Source organism: Acinetobacter faecalis (genome assembly GCF_034187745.1).
GTDB classification, from domain to species: domain Bacteria; phylum Pseudomonadota; class Gammaproteobacteria; order Pseudomonadales; family Moraxellaceae; genus Acinetobacter; species Acinetobacter faecalis.
Genome location: NZ_JAXHPF010000005.1, coordinates 98,967 through 117,470, shown reverse-complemented (window position 1 = coordinate 117,470; position 18,504 = coordinate 98,967). Strand labels below are relative to the sequence as shown.

The 18,504-nt window shown below is 36.0% G+C and carries 18 protein-coding genes; 11 read left to right on the top strand and 7 right to left on the bottom strand.

What is annotated here, in order from left to right; all coding sequences use genetic code 11:
* Window positions 1-192 precede the first annotated feature (192 nt).
* From SKM54_RS07120 to SKM54_RS07095, 6 genes are all read left to right on the top strand, one after another.
* Window positions 193-1,785, top strand: coding sequence for a peptide chain release factor 3 (locus tag SKM54_RS07120; protein ID WP_154771746.1), 1,593 nt, complete (start codon window positions 193-195; stop codon window positions 1,783-1,785).
* A gap of 85 nt (window positions 1,786-1,870) precedes the next feature.
* Entirely contained in the window at window positions 1,871-2,680 is an 810-nt protein-coding gene (locus SKM54_RS07115) for a hypothetical protein (RefSeq protein WP_321094961.1), read from the top strand.
* Between the two features lie 66 nt (window positions 2,681-2,746).
* Window positions 2,747-3,694: an RsiV family protein gene (locus tag SKM54_RS07110; protein ID WP_321094958.1), complete on the top strand. Its 948-nt coding sequence runs from the start codon at window positions 2,747-2,749 to the stop codon at window positions 3,692-3,694.
* Window positions 3,695-3,697: 3 nt separating this feature from the next.
* The gene (locus SKM54_RS07105) at window positions 3,698-4,519 is read left to right on the top strand and encodes a TatD family hydrolase (RefSeq protein ID WP_321087678.1); all 822 of its coding nucleotides are present in this window, start codon (window positions 3,698-3,700) and stop codon (window positions 4,517-4,519) included.
* Window positions 4,520-4,619: 100 nt separating this feature from the next.
* The gene (locus SKM54_RS07100) at window positions 4,620-5,390 is read left to right on the top strand and encodes a tRNA threonylcarbamoyladenosine dehydratase (protein ID WP_321094956.1); all 771 of its coding nucleotides are present in this window, start codon (window positions 4,620-4,622) and stop codon (window positions 5,388-5,390) included.
* 202 nt (window positions 5,391-5,592) lie between these two features.
* Window positions 5,593-6,021 carry a hypothetical protein gene (locus SKM54_RS07095; protein WP_321094953.1) on the top strand — a complete coding sequence of 143 codons (429 nt, stop codon included), beginning with the start codon at window positions 5,593-5,595 and terminating at the stop codon, window positions 6,019-6,021.
* 82 nt (window positions 6,022-6,103) lie between these two features.
* Here SKM54_RS07095 and dusA read toward each other — a convergent pair whose 3' ends face one another.
* The 3 genes from dusA to SKM54_RS07080 all read right to left on the bottom strand — a co-directional run bounded on the left by dusA (window position 6,104) and on the right by SKM54_RS07080 (window position 9,437).
* Window positions 6,104-7,111, bottom strand: a complete 1,008-nt coding sequence (gene dusA, locus SKM54_RS07090; RefSeq protein ID WP_321094951.1) for a tRNA dihydrouridine(20/20a) synthase DusA — start codon at window positions 7,109-7,111, stop codon at window positions 6,104-6,106.
* 80 nt (window positions 7,112-7,191) lie between these two features.
* Window positions 7,192-8,376 carry an MFS transporter gene (locus SKM54_RS07085; protein ID WP_321094949.1) on the bottom strand — a complete coding sequence of 395 codons (1,185 nt, stop codon included), beginning with the start codon at window positions 8,374-8,376 and terminating at the stop codon, window positions 7,192-7,194.
* 137 nt (window positions 8,377-8,513) lie between these two features.
* Window positions 8,514-9,437, bottom strand: coding sequence for a DMT family transporter (locus SKM54_RS07080; RefSeq protein ID WP_321094946.1), 924 nt, complete (start codon window positions 9,435-9,437; stop codon window positions 8,514-8,516).
* A 775-nt stretch (window positions 9,438-10,212) separates the two neighbouring features.
* Between SKM54_RS07080 and SKM54_RS07075 the strand changes: the two genes are divergently transcribed.
* The 5 genes from SKM54_RS07075 (at window position 10,213) to SKM54_RS07055 (ending at window position 15,395) form a co-directional block, all read left to right on the top strand.
* Window positions 10,213-11,340 carry a Re/Si-specific NAD(P)(+) transhydrogenase subunit alpha gene (locus SKM54_RS07075; protein WP_321094944.1) on the top strand — a complete coding sequence of 376 codons (1,128 nt, stop codon included), beginning with the start codon at window positions 10,213-10,215 and terminating at the stop codon, window positions 11,338-11,340.
* An 11-nt stretch (window positions 11,341-11,351) separates the two neighbouring features.
* Entirely contained in the window at window positions 11,352-11,675 is a 324-nt protein-coding gene (locus SKM54_RS07070; RefSeq protein WP_004783638.1) for a proton-translocating transhydrogenase family protein, read from the top strand.
* Between the two features lie 3 nt (window positions 11,676-11,678).
* Complete coding sequence (locus tag SKM54_RS07065) at window positions 11,679-13,121, top strand: NAD(P)(+) transhydrogenase (Re/Si-specific) subunit beta (RefSeq protein WP_321094943.1); 1,443 nt, start codon at window positions 11,679-11,681, stop codon at window positions 13,119-13,121.
* A 314-nt stretch (window positions 13,122-13,435) separates the two neighbouring features.
* Entirely contained in the window at window positions 13,436-14,773 is a 1,338-nt protein-coding gene (locus SKM54_RS07060) for an ammonium transporter (RefSeq protein WP_321094941.1), read from the top strand.
* Between the two features lie 10 nt (window positions 14,774-14,783).
* On the top strand, window positions 14,784-15,395 hold the full coding sequence (locus tag SKM54_RS07055) for a hypothetical protein (RefSeq protein WP_321094939.1): 612 nt from the start codon (window positions 14,784-14,786) through the stop codon (window positions 15,393-15,395).
* Window positions 15,396-15,462: 67 nt separating this feature from the next.
* On the opposite strand, the gene rsfS is transcribed toward SKM54_RS07055, so the two are convergent.
* The 4 genes from rsfS to SKM54_RS07035 all read right to left on the bottom strand — a co-directional run bounded on the left by rsfS (window position 15,463) and on the right by SKM54_RS07035 (window position 18,447).
* Complete coding sequence (gene rsfS, locus SKM54_RS07050) at window positions 15,463-15,864, bottom strand: ribosome silencing factor (protein ID WP_154771733.1); 402 nt, start codon at window positions 15,862-15,864, stop codon at window positions 15,463-15,465.
* Between the two features lie 91 nt (window positions 15,865-15,955).
* The gene (locus tag SKM54_RS07045) at window positions 15,956-16,735 is read right to left on the bottom strand and encodes a hydroxypyruvate isomerase family protein (protein ID WP_321094937.1); all 780 of its coding nucleotides are present in this window, start codon (window positions 16,733-16,735) and stop codon (window positions 15,956-15,958) included.
* 30 nt (window positions 16,736-16,765) lie between these two features.
* Window positions 16,766-17,635, bottom strand: coding sequence for an NAD(P)-dependent oxidoreductase (locus tag SKM54_RS07040; RefSeq protein WP_321087668.1), 870 nt, complete (start codon window positions 17,633-17,635; stop codon window positions 16,766-16,768).
* A gap of 23 nt (window positions 17,636-17,658) precedes the next feature.
* Window positions 17,659-18,447 (bottom strand): crotonase/enoyl-CoA hydratase family protein, encoded by a 789-nt coding sequence (locus SKM54_RS07035; protein WP_321094935.1) that lies wholly within the window; start codon window positions 18,445-18,447, stop codon window positions 17,659-17,661.
* Window positions 18,448-18,504 lie beyond the last annotated feature (57 nt).

Genomic DNA, 18,504 nt, shown 5'->3' with positions numbered 1-18,504 from the left:
AAAAAGCAAACTTCGGTTTGCTTTTTTATTACTCTAAAATAAGCAAATGATCTAATCAATAGGTAATGTAAATTGAACTTCCTTTTGATAATAATCACTCGAAAACAATATTTAGAATTCTGCTACAATATCGCCAATTTTTATATTGATCTCTCTGATCTTTGCACTGCGAGTCTGCAGTAGGTGTATTTCATGAGCTTTAAACAAGAACTAGCGGAACAAGTTGCACAACGACGGACATTCGCTATTATTTCCCACCCCGATGCTGGTAAAACAACAATGACAGAAAAACTGTTGTTATGGGGGCAAGCAATCCAAGTTGCAGGTATGGTGAAAAGCCGTAAGTCCGATCGTGCTGCAACATCGGATTGGATGGAAATGGAAAAAGAACGTGGTATTTCTATTACTACGTCTGTTATGCAGTTCCCGTTCAAAGATAAAATGATTAACTTGCTCGATACACCAGGGCATGAAGACTTCTCTGAAGATACTTACCGTACATTAACAGCAGTTGATTCGGCTTTAATGGTAATTGATGGTGCAAAAGGTGTCGAAGATCGTACTATTAAATTGATGGAAGTGTGTCGCATGCGCGACACACCAATTATTTCATTCGTGAACAAAATGGACCGTGAAATTCGTGAGCCATTGGAACTTCTTGATGAAATTGAAAATGTCCTAAAAATTAAATGTGTTCCATTAACATGGCCTTTAGGTACAGGTCGTGATTTTGCGGGCGTGTATAACTTAATTGAAGAAAAGTTTTATGTATATAAAGCTGGCTTTGGTTCGGTTATTACAGATATAGAAGTACGTGATGGTTATGATCATGCAGATTTACGTGAAAAAGTAGGTGAACTTGCTTGGGCTGCATTTGAAGAGTCTTTAGAACTTGTACAAATGGCAAATGATCCGTTAGATCGTGAGGAATTCCTTGCGGGTCGTCAAACACCTGTATTATTTGGTACAGCTTTAGGTAACTTTGGTGTAGATCATGTGCTAGATGCATTTAGTCTATATGCGCCTGAACCAAAAGCTCATCCAACAGCTGACCGTATTGTGGAAGCAACAGAAGAAGGCTTTACTGGTTTTGTATTTAAAATTCAAGCGAATATGGATCCAAAGCATCGTGACCGTATTGCATTCATGCGTATTTGTTCAGGTCGTTATGAAAAAGGCTTGAAAATGAAGCATGTTCGCTTAGATAAAGATGTGCGTATTAGTGATGCACTGACGTTCTTAGCGGGCGACCGTCAGCATTTAGAGGAAGCTTGGCCGGGTGATATTATTGGTTTGCATAACCACGGTACCATTCAAATTGGTGATACATTCACTTCAGGTGAAAAATTACAATTTACAGGTATTCCTCACTTTGCACCTGAAATGTTCCGCCGTGTTCGCTTGAAAGATCCTTTGAAATCTAAACAATTGCAAAAAGGTTTGAAAGAACTTTCAGAAGAAGGTGCAACGCAAGTATTTATGCCACAAAACAGTAATGACTTAATTGTTGGTGCTGTGGGTGTACTTCAATTTGAAGTAGTTGCATATCGCTTGAAAGAAGAATACAAAGTAGATTGCGTGTACGAGCCTGTAAATATTAATACAGTGCGTTGGGTTTCATGTGATGATGAAAAGAAATTTAATGAATTTAAGAAAAAAGCACATGACCAATTATCTGTAGATGGTGGTGGTCACTTAACGTATCTTGCACCAAGTCGTGTAAATTTACAGTTAATGCAAGAGCGATATCCAGATATTCAGTTCCGTAACACACGTGAACATTAATATTTTGATATGAAAAATGAACAGCTTCCAATGGAAGCTGTTTTATTATGTAACGTGATTTTTAAAATAAAGAAGAGAAGTTTAGATGTATAAAAAGCTTTTATTGGTAACGATTATTGCAACTAGTTTAGCTTTAAGTGCATGTGACTCATCGTCTGAAAAAACAGACCAAGAACAAAATGAATCTGCGCATTCATCAAATCCAGATATATTGCCATATTTAAATATTAAACAACAAAGTGCCAATTTTGCCTTACCATTTTGTGAAAATAAAAACTGTATAGATGTCGATATTCAAACCATTCAAACCCAAGATACTTGGTTGAATTCATGGATTGAAAAGAATCAAGCCACGGTCATTCAAGATCAAATTGGTTTAAATCAAAACATGAATTTGCAGCAAGCTATTAATGCTTATGTAAAAAAATCGGATGCTTGGCAGGCAGAAGAAAAGAATAAATCGGCGTATGAGTTGACTGTGTATACACGCATGGCGTATCAACGAAATCAGTATCTTTTATTGCAAATAGGTTTAGACTCAAAGCAAGACGGTGTAAATACTACTGAACGTTATTACTTTTTTGCAGCAGATCGAAAACAACAAAAAGCACTTAAAATATTAGATGTTATTGATGCAAAACAGCAAGTCAATATGAATGATTTTGTGCAAAAAGCGTATCAAGAATGGCTAGAAAAACAAATTCCATCTGTTAAAGAAATAGCGCCTAAAAAGCTGTTATGGGGGCAAGCGGATTGGTTCTTTGATCATGAAGGTCTTGGTTTACACTTTAGAACAAATGAAATTGTTAAAGATGCACAACAACTTGATATTTACCTAACTAAAGCACAAACTCAACAAGTTGTAAAACCTGTAATCTATGAAAATATGTTTTAGTTTCAGGTATGAATAATTATTTGATATTGCATTAAATAATTGAAAGATCAAAAGTAGGTTTACTCAATGTTAAAAAACAAAACTATATTCGTTATGAGTACGTTGGCAATCGCAATTTCATTAGGTGCGTGTCAACCAAAGCAAACGGAAAAACAAGAAGATTCTCAACAAACTCAAGTAGATCAACAAAAAGTTGAGCTTGTGGGTAATACAGAAAAGCTGTCTTTAAACTTACCTGAATGCAAAGATAAAAACTGTCCTGAGCTTGATATTGAGCGTTTGAATAGTAATCAAAAGTTTATTGATCAAGTGATTGATCAAAAGATTTTAGAGATTTTAAAAGAAGTTGTAACGCTTGCACCAAATGAAGATCATCAAGAAAATAGTGCATCTGCTGTTGAAGCAAGTTCGGCATTAAGCGTAAAAGATGTTAAAACTCCTAAAATGGCGCTTGAGGAAAAAGTTGCACCTTATACAAAAGCCTTTTTAGATTTAGATGCTGAAATTAAAGCTTTAAGTGCAAATCATAGTATTAGCTTAATGATTAAGCCTAAAATTTTGAATTCTGATGGTTCTTTAGTAACAGTTGTACTGAATAGCAGTAATTACTTGGGCGGAGCGCACGGATCTTCATCTCAAACGTATTTTAATTTCGATTTGGACACCCAAAAGCAAGTAACTTTAAGTGATATTGTTGAGAAAGATAAACTGAAACAGCTTGATGCAAAAGCGTATGAAGCATTTAAAGCGTGGATTGTAGAGTCTGAAATTGCAACCAATATTGATGAATATGAGCAAGCTTGGAAGTTTAAATTATCTGATAATTTCAACTTAGGTAAAAAAGGCTTAATTTTACAATATGGTGAATATGAAATTGGTCCTTATGTTGTGGGATTGCCACGCTTAGTCATCCCATACGATCAACTCAATGGCATTATTCAAGCCAAATATTTACCTGAATCGGCTAAAGTTTCAAATGCAGCGAGTGACGTTGCGGCTAAAGAAATGAAATAAAATATGAGCATTCGGCTTTTTGATACGCATACGCATTTTGATGTGCCTGATTTTGATGAAGATCGGGAGCAACTAGCATATGCAGCAAAAAGCCGTGGTGTAGAACATTTAATTTTGATTGGTTTTTTAGAATCTAGATTTCATGATTTACTCAAAACACATTACTTTTTAAATGGCTTAGAATTATCTCCTCAAAGCCATTTTGCGCCAGGCTTACATCCTTTTTATATTGAAGATCATCAAGTTCAGCATTTAGATTCCTTAGCACAATTATTGAAAATGGAAAATTGTGTAGCGATAGGGGAAATTGGTTTAGATACTTTTTTAAAGCAACATAAAGTGCCTGAAATTTATCAAAAACAAAAAGATTTTTTTACAGCTCAAATCGATTTAGCACAGCAATTTGATAAACCTATTTTGTTGCATATTCGAAAATCTCATGCTGATGTTTTGGCTATTTTGAAGCATCAACACTTTAAAAATGGTGGTATTGCTCATGCATTTAGTGGTGGTGTAGAAGAAGCAAAAGCCTTCGTTAAATTAGGTTTTAAAATAGGTGTTACAGGCCAAATTACCAATCCTAACGCAAAAAAAATACACCAAGTTGTGCATGCAATTGGCATGGAAAATCTTGTACTAGAAACAGATTGTCCTGACATGACACCGCTATGTTGCCAAGCATCTGATGGTACTAAAACAAGAAATACGCCTGTGAATTTACCTTATGTTCTAGATGGTTTGGCACAAGCTTTAAATGTAGATAAAGAAAAGTTAGCAGAACAGCTTTGGCAGAATTCATTTCAAGCCTTGAACCTTACGGTATAATTTAGTCAATGTTCTGTAAAGAAATTGAAGTCGATAAACAAGACGAAAGATGCGAAACACAGTAAAATAACCACAGTTTAAATTTAGATTTTATAGCGCAATGACTGAACTTCTCCAAGATGATGAATACGATCGCCGTTTTGCTGGTGTAGCCAAAATTTATGGCGATGATTCCTTTAATCATTATGAAAAAAGTCATGTGATGGTCATTGGAATTGGTGGGGTAGGGTCGTGGGCTGTTGAGGCTTTGGCAAGAACAGGAATTGGCGAACTTACTTTGGTTGATATGGATGTGGTTGCTGCATCAAATATTAATCGTCAATTACCTGCGATGACATCTACTTTAGGACATGAAAAAATTGAAGTGATGGCAGAGCGTTGTCGTTTGATTAATCCTAGAATTAAAATTAATTTAATTGATGATTACTTAACACCTGAAAATATAAAAGAAATTTTAAAAAATACACCAGATTTAATTTTAGATTGCATTGATGATGTAAAAGCAAAATTGGCTTTAATGCTTCATTGTCGTTTTAATAAAATTCCACTAATAGTGTCTGGTGGGGCAGGTGGAAAATTAGACCCACTTAAAATTCGCGTTGCAGATTTATCTAAAACTGAACAAGACCCAATGCTTGCAAAACTGCGTACTCAATTACGTAGTAAAGGTATTTGTAAAAAGCCAAAAGAAAAGTTTGGTATAACTTGCGTCTACTCTATTGATAATCCATTTTCGAGTGCTGATGTATGCCCAAGTGCAGGATTACGCTGTGGTGGCTATGGTTCTGCTGTTGTTGTGACTTCAAGTTTTGCAATGATTGCTGTTGCCGAAGTTTTGAAAAAATTAGATCAAAAAAAATCGAAGCAATAAGCTTCGATTTTTTTATTAAATAATTTTAATTTTTTTGTAAAAAAACATTGTGGAAGTATTAATTAAATACATGAAAAATAATACTAAATGGAATATAAAACCATTGAGGATTATTATGTTACATGCCTAAATAATAGTTGAATTATCAAGTAAAAGTTATTGATTAATTCTTATTAAAAAATATTATTTAGGGGTAATTGAAATGTATAAAGCGATTTTAGCTTTGGGTGTAGGAATAGTGTTAACAGCATGTTCATCTATGCCAACAACACAGCAAAATTCAACGTCTAAAGCACAACCTGCTACGCAAAAGTCATCTTCTAGTACGCAAAAAGTAGTATCAACAGATGGTAGTTATACTGGTGAGATTGTAGGGAGTGTTGCTGGTACTAAATTTTCAAAACTTAAAATTGGTATGTCAAAACGCCAAGTTGAAGATTTAGTGGGTATGCCATCAGATTCACGTTCTTATCAAACAGGTAAAGCTTGGATTCCTGTTGCTGGCGCATTTTCACAAGACACATATCGTACCCAAACTTATTATAAAAATACGGGTCGCTTAATTTATGCAAAACAAGGTACACGTTTATATCGTATTGAAGTAGACCGTTCAGAAGATGGTTATCAATAAGTTTAGGTTTAAAGTTTAAAGTTTAAAAAAAGTGGATAAGTTCAAACTTATCCACTTTTTATTTACTAGACAAGATAATGAATTATTCTGCCTGTTTATTTTGAATGTATTCTTCAGTACGTTGCATTGCTTCTTTAATATTGGCAATTGCATTTTCAACATCGGCAAAGGTTTTTGCATTACCACCGCTTAAAGACTGACGCCATTTACGTGCGCCCGGTAAGTTTTGGAATAACCCCAAAATATGACGGGTGATAATTGAAAGAGGTGCGCCTTCTTCCATACGTTTTGCAATATAAGGCATCATTTGATCCATAATTTCAAAACGATTAGGCATATCTAAATTCCACAATTGACCTAATTCAGCCAATAAATATGGATTGTGGTACGCCTCACGACCAATCATTACACCATCTACATGTTTTAAATGTTTTTGGGTTTCAGCAAAAGTTTTAATACCGCCATTAATTTCAATAAGCAAATTTGGGCGATCTTGTTTTAAGCGATAAACATCTTCATAGCGCAAAGGCGGAACATCGCGATTTTCTTTTGGTGATAAACCTTGTAGTAGTGCGATACGCGCATGAACAATAAAATTGTCGCATCCTGTTTTTGCAACAGTATCGACAAAGTGCAACATTTCTTCATAGGATTGCATGTTATCGATTCCAATACGGTGTTTTACCGTAACAGGAATATCAACTGCATTACGCATTTCAGCAATACATTCTGCAACAAGGTCGGGCTCTGCCATTAAGCATGCCCCGATTTTATTGTTTTGTACGCGGTCACTTGGGCAACCAACGTTTAAGTTCACTTCATCGTATCCCCAGTCTTGCGCCATTTTTGTACAAGTTGCGAGGTCTTTAGGGTTAGAACCACCAAGTTGTAAAACAATAGGATGTTCTTCGTTGTTGTAGTCCAAATGTCGGTTTGCACCACCAAATAAAATTGCACCCGTGGTTACCATTTCGGTGTACATGATGATATTAGGATTAAATAGGCGTGCAAAAAAACGATAGTCTTTTGTTGTCCAATCCATCATAGGTGCTACAGATATACGTGGCGTTAAAGATTGGATTGATGACATAAGAAACCTAAATTAAACAACAAGAGTGCGAATTATACGGTGTTTATAAAAAAAATCTAATTTTGAAATTAAGAGAATATTCAAATGTGAGTTCTTTTTAAAAATAGCTTATCCAAAAATGCAAAACATGCAGAAAGAGCGACTAAGCAAATTCCTACAATACAGCTTCCTTCCCAACCGCCGTGTCGCCAAGCATACACACCTAGTGCTGAACCAGTCGCTCCACCAATAAAGTACATGGTCATGTAAATAGAGTTAATTCTAGATTTAGAATCTTCACGTAAACGGAAAATAATATTTTGATTACCTGTATGAACAAGGACTAATCCAAAATTTATAAGTCCAAATCCAACAATATAGCTAATAAGTGAATATTGACCGAAATAAAGGAAAAACCAGCTTATGGCTAAAGTTGAAATACCTGCCCAAGTAATTGTTTTTGTATAACCACGATCTGCAAATTTACCAATTCTTTTTGTTGAAAGTGCACCGAAAATACCAACCAATGTCACCATGCCCACCATCATGTCAGATAAACCAAATGATGATTTAAGCAATAATGCAATTGTTGAAAAAAGAACACTCATTGATGCAAATGCAAAACCACCAGTTAAAGAGCGATATCTTAGGCGTGGCTCATTTCTCAATAAGGACATCATTGAACTAAAGATTTTTCCATAGCTCATTTTAGTAATAGCTAAGTGTGGTAAACGAGTTGTAAGTAATACTGCAATAATGAGCATAAGTACTGCACTTACAAGATAAATCACTTTCCAATTAAATAAGTTTGAAAGTAATCCTGCCAAGCTTGTTGAAAGTAAAATACCAACCAATAAGCCACTCATGAGTAAGCCAACAACTTCACCAATTTTTTTAGGCGCAACACTCATTGTGGCAAATGGAATAAGCACTTGAGCTGCTACAGAAAACAATCCTGTCATGATTGTGCCTATCCATAACATTGGAAGATTCACTGAAAATGCACATAAAAAAAGACCAATTGAAGCCATGAACATCAGAAAAGGAATCAGTTTGGTTTTATTTACAATGTCGCCAATTGGAACAAGAAAAAGTAAGCCAAGTGCATAAGATACTTGAGCAAAAGTGACAGTTAATGCAACTTGATCGATGGGTGTATTAAAGTATTCGTGTATGGAATTAATTAAAGGTTGGCTGTAGTAGTTCGCACCTGCACAAAGTCCACAGGCAATAGCCATCAACCAAAGTAAGGCTTTATTTTGGCTAATATCAACGTGTGGCTGCATGTAACTTCCTTTGGGCGTACTTATTTGTGAGATAAAAAGGCATTAACTAAAATATAAGAATTATCTCTATTTAAGATAAAAGCCAATTCAATTAAGTTGCTCATCATGGCATATAACGTTACTCATTATTATTGTATTTATGAAAGTTTTTTCTTGGCTAAGGTAATCATAAGCACGCCAATAATATTTAAAGCACAACCAAACCATTGAATAGTATTTAGAGTTTCACCTAATAAGAGTGTGGCTAAAATAATGGTAAGAATAGGGCCAATTGAAGCAATCATTGCTGTTTGAGCTGCACCTAATCGAGCAATACTTTCAGCAACAAGTATGGTAGGTAAAACAGTAACCAATAAACCTAAGGCTATGCCATACCAAATAACACTCGATGGAAGAGCAACAAGTAAACCAATAGGATTTGGTGTTGCTATACAATAGTGCGTTAGCATCCCAATACAAGCAATACTTAAAGCCAAACCACTAAAATTCCATGAACCGAATTTATTAATTAAACGTGGTGTAAGAAGTAAATAAGCTGCAAAACTAATCGCGCTCGCAAAAACTAAACTTACACCTAGCCAAAAATTACCCTCATGTGGCACATTGCTTTGCTCTTGTAGCATAACAATAACAGTACCGCCATAACTGAGCGCAATTGCGAAAATACTATAGGCATTTAAAGGTTTTTTATAAATAAAACTGGTCGCAATAACAGTTAAGGTTGGATATAAAAATAAGATAATGCGTTCTAATGAGGCGCTAATATGCATAAGCCCTGCAAAATCGAGCCAGCTTGAAAGGTAATAACCAATTAAACCTGCAACAACTAAAATTCCCCAATCTTTAGCTACAATGTTTTTGTTATTTGCACGATTAAACCAAGCCAATAATAAAAAGAAAGGTAATGCGCTTAACATTCTTAAAGCCATTAAAACCGTGCCATCAACCAAAGGTGATAGCTCATAAGCTTGTTTAATGAAAATGGCTTTGGTACTAAATAAAAATGCAGCGGTTACTGCAAAAATACTGCCGACCTGAGTTTTTGTTAAAGCTAAATTCATTTTGCATTACACATTTGGGGGAAGATGTTTGTTCTAAAATGAGTATAAGGCTTTAAAGCAAAGAGGTTAAATGCAAAAAAATGATGGAAGAGAGAACATCTTGGAATGAAACGGAATAAATTTAAGATTCAAAACGCTCAATAAGTGCACAAAAATGGTGCGTTTGATAAAAAGATATAAATTACCTGAATGATAAAATAATTAATTTGAAATATTTAGATGATTAAAAAAATTAAATTAGCTTCTTTATAGGGAGGAAATTAAAAAATAGTCTCAATTTTGTTGATCCGTTTTTCTCAATTTTCACCTGTAATTTTTGAAATGGATTATCTCTAGAGAAAATAAAAAATTGACTATTAATTAAAATAAAGCGGTGTCAATTAAGTCAATTTGAATAAATTTCCATTAACTAGAATCTGCAAGATAGGCATCATTCATAGAACGCTTAAACAATAAAAATATATTGAAAAGTTCATTATTTCTGTCAGAAATTCCAGTCTAAATTTTAATCTATAAAAATGAACTTTTAATTATAAATTTCACATTGAAACATGAAGTCAAAATGACTTTTTAGATTTGGAGATAAGCCTCAATTTTTATAAAAACGTTAAATTATTTATGAATCATCAGTTCAAAATTTAAACATTTATTTAATAAATGGTAGGTAGTAATTTTGGAAATTATCAATAGAATCAAAAAAACAAAGATTTTTAATCTTGAGGGAAATACTGCGAATTGCGGTATGTATAAAGAAAAATTAGCTTGAGGGACGCTCATGCAGATAGGAATTCCAGCAGAAACGATTGTCGGAGAAAACCGAATTGCCGCTACGCCTGAAACTGTAAAAAAGTGGATTGGTGTAGGGCATACAGTCGTTATTGAACGCAATGCAGGTGTGAAAGCAGCTTATATCAATAGTGCCTTTGAACAAGTTGGGGCAAAAATTGTAGATGATGCTTATGCAGGTAGTCAGATTATTTTGAAAGTTCGTGCACCTAAAGGTGATGAAATTCAAAAGTTAGCAGCAAATACAACAGTCGTTGCTATGTTTGATCCTTATCGAAATACAGAGTTAGATCAATTTGCTGAAAAACAAATTTCCGCATTTGCATTGGAATTGTTGCCTCGAACATTATCTCGTGCACAAAACATGGATGTTTTGTCATCTCAAGCAAACCTTTCTGGCTATAAATCTGTGCTTTTAGCAGCAACAGAATATCAACGTATGTTCCCAATGCTCATGACCGCAGCAGGTACTGTAAAGCCTGCACGTGTCGTGATTATGGGCGTGGGGGTTGCAGGTCTTCAAGCCATTGCAACGGCTAAACGTTTAGGTGCCGTGGTTGAAGCAACAGATTTACGTCCAACAGCAAAAGACCAAGTTGAATCTTTAGGTGGTAAATGGTTAGACGTACCGATGTCTGAAGAAGAACAACAAAAAGCGGCAGATGCAGCAAAAAATGGTTATGGTTGGATGCCAGGCGAAGAATATATTCGTGACCAAGCCGCAATTGTAGATAAAGCGGTTTCAAATGCAGATATCGTGATTACCACAGCACTTTTACCAGGTCGTGATGCACCGCGTTTAATTAAAGCTGAAACCGTTGCCAAAATGAAACCGGGTTCAGTCATTTTAGATATGGCTGTAGAAACGGGTGGAAATGTTGAAGGTTCTGTATGTGGTGAAACGGTTGTGACTGAAAATGGTGTGAAAATTTTAGGCGTTCCTAATATTCCATCAACTGTTGCTACAGAAGCATCTGCACTTTATGCACGCAATGTTTATAACTTTGTTGAAACACTTTTTGATGCAGAAAAGAACTTTGCAATTAATCAAGAAGATGAAATTCAAAAAGCATTGCTTGTTACTCATAACGGCTCGTTGCTATTCAAACGTGGTTAAGGAGAATTTTCATGGTTGAAACTATTACAATTTTTGTCTTAGCCATTTTTGTTGGTTACTACGTGGTTTGGGGTGTAACACCTGCTTTGCATACACCGTTAATGGCTGTAACAAATGCACTTTCTTCAATCATTATTGTGGGCGCAATGATTCAAACTGTTGGCTTACCTATGGTTGGCGTTGAAGGTAGCGTAGATTTTCAAACAATTAACGTTGTGAGTGTGTTGGGCGCAATTGCTGTATTTCTTGCAAGTATCAATATTTTTGGTGGCTTTGCGGTAACTGCACGTATGCTCGAAATGTTTAAACCAAAACAAAAGAAAAAAGAGGGTTAAAACATGGATTTTATTCGAGATTATGCAGATTGGTTTTATCTTATTGGCGCTGTACTTTTTATTTTAACATTGCGCGGTTTATCAGGTCCTAAAACAGCAATTGCAGGAAACCGCTACGGTATGATTGCAATGGCAATTGCAGTGCTCACAACATTCTTTGTCGCTGAAAATCCTGTGGTTTGGATGATTGTAGGGGCAATGGTGTTAGGTGCAATTATTGGTATTGCTCGTGCCCGTACTGTACCCATGACGCAAATGCCTGAAACTGTGGCACTTATGCACTCTTTAGTGGGTTTGGCTGCGGTGCTTATTGCTGTTGCTGCCATTATTCACAACAACGAATTGGCAAAATTAGATGTCGGCTTACTTCAAGAAAATGGCGTAAATTTCCATGAAATGGGCAAAGTTCATTTATTTGAATTGTTTGTCGGTTGTTTTGTTGGAGCAATTACTTTTACAGCATCTGTTTTTGCTTATGGTAAATTGGCTGCAAAAAAATGGGCAAAAACCATTTCAGGGACATGGGTTAAACCAGTTCAAGCACTAATCTTCATTGCAATGTTTGCTGCGGGAATTCACTTTTTCTTAACAGGGAATATGACATCTTTCTGGGCAATGACAGGTCTTGCACTTGTGTTTGGTTGGGTTTGGATTGCGCCTGTGGGTGGCGGAGATATGCCAGTTGTTGTATCACTCTTGAACTCATTTTCAGGTTGGGCAGCAGCAGGTATTGGTTTTACCCTAGAAAATAACATGCTGATTGTTGCGGGTTCACTTGTTGGTTCTTCAGGTGCAATTTTGTCTTACATTATGTGTAAAGCTATGAACCGTTCAATCATCAACGTTTTATTTGGCGGAGCAATGGGCGGAACTGCGGTTGCTGTTGAAGCAGGAGATAAAGCACCACGTAACCATCGTTCAGGTTCGGCAGACGATGCAGGTTTCTTAATGTCGAATGCTGATAGTGTTGTGATTGTGCCGGGTTATGGTATGGCGCAAGGTCGTGCGCAAAATGCAGTTAAAGAACTAGCAAACCTGTTAAAAGAACAAGGTGTAACGGTGCGCTTTGCAATTCATCCTGTAGCTGGTCGTATGCCGGGGCACATGAACGTATTACTTGCAGAAGCAGATGTACCTTATGAAGACATCTTAGAGATGGATGAAATCAACTCAGATTTCCCTGCAACTGATGTCGTACTTGTCATTGGTGCAAATGATGTTGTAAACCCTGCTGCAAAAGACGATCCAAGCTCACCAATTTATGGCATGCCAATTTTGGAAGCACATAAAGCACGTACAATTATGGTGATTAAGCGTTCAATGGCAACAGGTTATGCAGGTTTAGACAATGACTTGTTCTATAACGATAAAACCATGATGATTTTTGGTGATGCGAAAAAAGTGGTTGAAGATATGACAAAAGCTATTAATGGTAATGGTCATTAATTTTTAACACGAATTAAAACCGCCTTAGGGCGGTTTTTTTGTGCTTAATCATGCAACTAAAAGTGTATTTTTAAAGTGCTTATATTTAAGAAAAATTGAAAAACTGCATAGTGTTGAGGCAGAAAAAATAATTTGGTTTTGGGTGGTGCATTTAGTCTGAGCTTTTTAAAGAAAAATACTGCCTAAATACTCTTTCTAATTAAAAGAAAAATCCAAAATAGTGCGTGAATTAATGATTTTAAAGAGAATAATATCTAAACACATGCTTTGGCATATTTGTTGCAATTTCATGCTTCAATCTTGGGGGATTGTGTATGAAAAATATAAATTATTTAGCATTTTTACTTTTGGCAATGTGTTCTTCTGCTTGGGCAGATGAAACACTCGCAACAACAGCAAAAAATATTCAAGAACTACGTATTTCACTAGATAGTGTTTGGGTCATTTTAGGCGGAATTTTAGTATTTTTTATGCAAGCAGGATTTGCACTCGTAGAAAGTGGTTCTGTACGAAGTAAAAACACTGTCAATGTATTAATGAAAAACTATATGGATGCCTGCTTAGGTGGCGTGGTTTTTTGGTTAGTTGGCTTTGGCTTAATGTTTGGTGTGAACTCTACGGGGTGGTTTGGTTTAAGCCATTTTGCACCCAATGATTTAGATGATTGGAATTGGAATTTACTATTTTTCCAAATGATGTTTGCCGCAACAGCAACAACTATTGCAAGTGGTGCAATGGCAGAGCGAATTCACTTTGTTGCGTATGTGGTGAGTGCAGCGGTTGTTTCAGGCTTTATTTATCCAATATTTGGTAGTTGGGCTTGGGGCGGTTTATTTAATGGTGATGGTTGGTTAAAACAACTTGGCTTTATTGATTTTGCAGGCTCAACAGTTGTGCATTCAATGGGAGGTTGGGTTGCTTTTGCAGGGATTGTAGTTTTAGGTCCGCGTTTAGGTCGTTTTGGTAAAAATGGTCAAAGTCATTACTTAGCAGGTCATAACTTACCTTTAGTTGCGTTAGGTGGTTTTATTTTATGGTTAGCTTGGTTTGGGTTTAATGCAGGTTCAACCATTAATGCCAATGTTAGCATTGGTCGCATTGCACTAAATACACACTTGGCAGCATGTGCTTCTGCAGTTGCATACATGATTTATGCATTACTTCGCGGTAAAGCTATTTTAATTAAAACAACTATTAATGCATCTTTGGGGGGGTTAGTTGCCATTACAGCAGGCTGTGCTTCTATGACACCAATTTATGCTGTTATTACAGGTGCTTGTGCAGGATTAGTTGTAAGCATAATGCCGTATTTTATGGAAAAATTACGCTTAGATGATGTTGTAGATGCTGTAACTGTACATGGTTTTTGTGGTGCTTGGGGAACGATGGCAGCAGGATTATTCTTAGAAAACAATATGTTCAATTCCGATATTTTAATTGTTCAAGCATTAGGGGTGGTTTCTGCATTTGCTTGGGGTTTTGGTGTTGCGTATATCGTATTTAAGATTCTAGATGTTGTGATGGGTGGTTTACGTGTAGATAAACAACACGAACAACGCGGTTTAGATTACACAGAACATGCGGAATTATCTTATCCAGAGTTTCAAAAAGATGTGACTTTTGAAACAGATAATATTAATAAACGCCATTAAGGAGCTGAAAATGTCGAGCGAATTATTGAGTCGTACACAAAAACGTGAAGCAATAGGTCGTGGTTTAAGTCCTTACATGAATGAAAACTCACTACAGCGTGTTTTGAATTATTGGGAAGATGAATACGGTGATCAGCCACCATTTGTATTAAATAAATTTTTGACAGAAATATGTAATACAGATGAATTACGATTTTTCAAAAAGGATATTTTGAAGAAAGTATTGGGGGAGCTTGCAACACTTGAAAAGGATGTTTTGTTAAATCCAAGCAAAACGCCAAAAGTAAATAATTTGGTTTTATCTAAACAAACCTATGAAGCATTTGTATCTTTTGTGCAAGATGTTTGTAGTACTGTAGATTTTAAAAACTTTTCTGAATTTAATGACGATGTGAAAATTGCATTAAAAGAATCTAAATTTGAACTTTTAACCAATTCAAATATTAATGATAAAGTTTTTTTAGATTTTATACCTACAGAATTTTATGCGCGTTTTATAACAACATTATATGAAGTGTATTGTGAGTATTTTGGACCACCAAAAGCAGATCAAGTTTATGCGCAGTTAAAATTGAAAGTTAAGCAAACGTATCCTCAGGTAGATATACATGTGCTGCTTTAAGTAAATTGATAAAATTTTGACAATAAAAAAGCGACCATTGAGCCGCTTTTTTATTTGCTATATAAACTTAAGCTACAGATTCTGGAGTAGCACGCCATAAGCTTTCTAAATCATAGAATTTACGAGCTGTTGGAAGCATTAAATGCACAACAACGAATCCAAGGTCAACAAGAATCCACTCAGCATCACGCTCGCCTTCAACGCCAATAGGGCGGAAGCCAGCTTTACGTGCTTCTTCAGCAACGTTGTCTGCAAGTGATTTAACGTGACGAGTTGATGTACCGTTTGCAATAACAATAGCATCAGCTACGTTACTAATACGGCTAATATCAAGTTCAACAATTTCTTTTGCTTTTACATCTAGGAGAGCTTCGCGTACAACTTTCAAGCAAGCTTGTACGTCTTTACTTTGAGTATTCATTGCGAGATCTTGAGAATTAGAAGCGCCGGGCGATGGTTCTAAATTCATAGAAGGTATAATTTCCTGACAATTATGCATAGTCTAATATAGCTTTTTTTTAGCTAAAATTCAATCGAATCTATTTTTGTATAGAAAACGTTTAAGCAAAGTATTTCTTTTTCCAATCAAAAGACAACATAGAGCTCTTAGAAGGCTTGTATTCTGCAGCAATAAATCCGCTGTAATTGCTTGTACTTAACCAATTAAAAATTTCGGAATAAGCAATATTTGCAGTATCGGGTTCGTGTCTATTTGGGCAATCTGCAAATTGAATATGTCCAATATTATCTATATTTTCTTGTAAAGCTTCTAAAACATTTTCGCCCATCATTGCCATGTGGTAGCAATCGAATTGCATTTTTAAATTTGGATTTTTAATCGCTTCAAGTATGTCTTGCGCTTGGGCTATATTTTGAACTAAAAATCTTGGCATATCTGTGCCATTAATCATTTCAAAAACAGGTTGAATTTGATGTTCACCTAACATGTGACACGCGAGTTTTAAGTTACTTGCAAGTGTATTTAAACACGGTAAAAGGTCTGCGTCTAAAGGTTGTTTACCTGCCAAAATATTCACACTTGGAACATTGAGTACAGTTGCATATTGAATTGCGAGCTTTAAAGCTTGATGGAATTCAGTTTCCTTACCTGGAATACCTGCTAAGCCATTTCCCCCTTGCATTAAATCTCCGGCAGGAACGTTAATCAGGCAAATGCTCAAATTATATTGTTCTATTTTCGCTTGAATATCTTCAATACTTAGCTCATAAGGAAACTGAATTTCGATATGTTGAAAACCCTGTTCCTTTGCTAAAGCAAAACGCTCTATAAGTGGAACTTCAGTAAAAATCATAGAAAGATTAACTGCGAGTTTAGACATGTGAGAGTTCCTTAAATATTTTGTACGATTTTATTTTGGTTCAACGTGCTGAATAACAGTTGCTAAATCTGCTTCAGAAAAGCCTTGTGTTTGATGGTCTTTTAATTGAGATAGAGCGCGCTTTGCAACAGGAATATCTAAGTTAAATTGCTCGGCAAGTTTTACGGCATTATTTAAATCTTTAGATAAGGTTTGAACTTTCCATTGCACAGGTTCAAATGTATGCGTAGCCATACGTGGTGCTAAAATTTGAAATGGTTTTGAGTCTGCAAAACCACCTGCAAGTGCAGGGGCTAATAAGGTTGTATCTACACCAGATAAAGAAGCTAGAGCAACAGCTTCGGCAATTAATGTACTGTTTGCAGCTACAATCAGTTGATTACAAATTTTTGTTGCTTGCCCTGTACCTGTTTCGCCCATGCGTGTAACGCGCTGCGAAAGTACATCGTAAACAATTGCTAAACTCTCAATTACGTGAGCATCGCCACCTGCAAAAATAACTAAACTGCCTTGTTCTGCACCAATTGTTCCACCTGAAACAGGGGAGTCAATCCAAATGGCATTTTTAGCTTGAACTTGTTTTGCTAGTGACTTGGTTTTATCCACAGATAAACTAGAGAAATCCACAATCACTTGTTGTGGTTGTAAATAATCTGCAATTTGGTCAATAACCCCTTGAACGGCAGAATCATCTGCAAGGCACGTAAGCATAATTGGATATTGTCCAATTTCATTTAAGTTCAGTTTTGTTGCACCTTGCGCCACAAGTTCGTCACATGCAGATGCTGTTCTATTCCAAACAGCAACTTGAAAACCTGCATTTAATAATCGGGATGCCATTCGACTTCCCATTAATCCCATACCTAAAAATGCAATTTTAGTTTGGAGGTTAAAGCTCATGGCACATCCTTTTATTTAGTTCACTATTTGTATTGGCGAGGCAAAAATTCAAGTTCGGGCTTTTTATCTTTCTTACGAGCAATTTGACTGTTCTTACCTAAAAGTAATTTTAACTGCCAAATTTTTTCTAAACGTAAAGATTTAGAAGGTTGATGCTCCATTGCATCTAGTACACGTTTAGATGCAGTTAAAGCATCTGGCGAGCGCTGAACCATTTCATTGGCAATTGCTTGAGCGCGTGCTAAAGGCGATTCGTCTAAATGCGTGACCAAGCCAATTTCTTTGGCATAGGCACCATCGAAAATACGAGCGGTTAAGGTTAATTCTTTGGCTAAATCTAAGCTAATTAAACCTTTTAAAGAACGACTTAAACCCATGTCTGGCACTAAACCCCAACGACTTTCCATAATTGACATTTGGGTTTTAGGGTTGGCAATTCGAATGTCAGATGCAAGTGCAAGTTGCATACCTGCACCAAAGCAAAAACCTTCAATGGCACTAATGACAGGAACAGGGAGTTCTTGCCAAATTAAGAATGCTTTTTGAAATAAGCTTTGACCGGGTTTTACTAATTCCCAAGCAGCAAAGGCTTTATTTTTAGGATTATTTAAGTCTGCTAAATCTATACCTGCACTAAAAACTTGAGCCTCACCCGTTAAAATAATGCAGCGAAGAGAGCGGTCTTTTTTGAATTTTTCAGCTGTACTTACAAGCTCTTTGAGTAGCGCAAAACTCATTGCATTACGTTTGTCTGGGCGGTTTAAATAAACCGTCGCAATTCCGTTGTCTTTTTCTATTCGAAGTAACGCCATGTTAAAAAACTCTTATTTAGCTTCGATGTTGAGCATAGCATGTGCCTATATAAGATA

Bases quoted from the DNA above. Each gene is read 5' to 3' on its own strand.
- SKM54_RS07080 (WP_321094946.1), bottom strand. From the start codon at position 9,437: ATGAATTTAGCTTTAACAAAAACTCAGGTCGGCAGTATTTTTGCAGTA.
- SKM54_RS07075 (WP_321094944.1), top strand. From the start codon at position 10,213: ATGCAGATAGGAATTCCAGCAGAAACGATTGTCGGAGAAAACCGAATT.
- SKM54_RS07055 (WP_321094939.1), top strand. From the start codon at position 14,784: ATGTCGAGCGAATTATTGAGTCGTACACAAAAACGTGAAGCAATAGGT.
- SKM54_RS07110 (WP_321094958.1), top strand. From the start codon at position 2,747: ATGTTAAAAAACAAAACTATATTCGTTATGAGTACGTTGGCAATCGCA.
- SKM54_RS07040 (WP_321087668.1), bottom strand. From the start codon at position 17,635: ATGAGCTTTAACCTCCAAACTAAAATTGCATTTTTAGGTATGGGATTA.
- SKM54_RS07070 (WP_004783638.1), top strand. From the start codon at position 11,352: ATGGTTGAAACTATTACAATTTTTGTCTTAGCCATTTTTGTTGGTTAC.
- rsfS (WP_154771733.1), bottom strand. From the start codon at position 15,864: ATGAATTTAGAACCATCGCCCGGCGCTTCTAATTCTCAAGATCTCGCA.
- dusA (WP_321094951.1), bottom strand. From the start codon at position 7,111: ATGTCATCAATCCAATCTTTAACGCCACGTATATCTGTAGCACCTATG.
- SKM54_RS07085 (WP_321094949.1), bottom strand. From the start codon at position 8,376: ATGCAGCCACACGTTGATATTAGCCAAAATAAAGCCTTACTTTGGTTG.
- SKM54_RS07065 (WP_321094943.1), top strand. From the start codon at position 11,679: ATGGATTTTATTCGAGATTATGCAGATTGGTTTTATCTTATTGGCGCT.
- SKM54_RS07100 (WP_321094956.1), top strand. From the start codon at position 4,620: ATGACTGAACTTCTCCAAGATGATGAATACGATCGCCGTTTTGCTGGT.
- SKM54_RS07095 (WP_321094953.1), top strand. From the start codon at position 5,593: ATGTATAAAGCGATTTTAGCTTTGGGTGTAGGAATAGTGTTAACAGCA.
- SKM54_RS07120 (WP_154771746.1), top strand. From the start codon at position 193: ATGAGCTTTAAACAAGAACTAGCGGAACAAGTTGCACAACGACGGACA.
- SKM54_RS07045 (WP_321094937.1), bottom strand. From the start codon at position 16,735: ATGTCTAAACTCGCAGTTAATCTTTCTATGATTTTTACTGAAGTTCCA.
- SKM54_RS07115 (WP_321094961.1), top strand. From the start codon at position 1,871: ATGTATAAAAAGCTTTTATTGGTAACGATTATTGCAACTAGTTTAGCT.
- SKM54_RS07035 (WP_321094935.1), bottom strand. From the start codon at position 18,447: ATGGCGTTACTTCGAATAGAAAAAGACAACGGAATTGCGACGGTTTAT.
- SKM54_RS07105 (WP_321087678.1), top strand. From the start codon at position 3,698: ATGAGCATTCGGCTTTTTGATACGCATACGCATTTTGATGTGCCTGAT.
- SKM54_RS07060 (WP_321094941.1), top strand. From the start codon at position 13,436: ATGAAAAATATAAATTATTTAGCATTTTTACTTTTGGCAATGTGTTCT.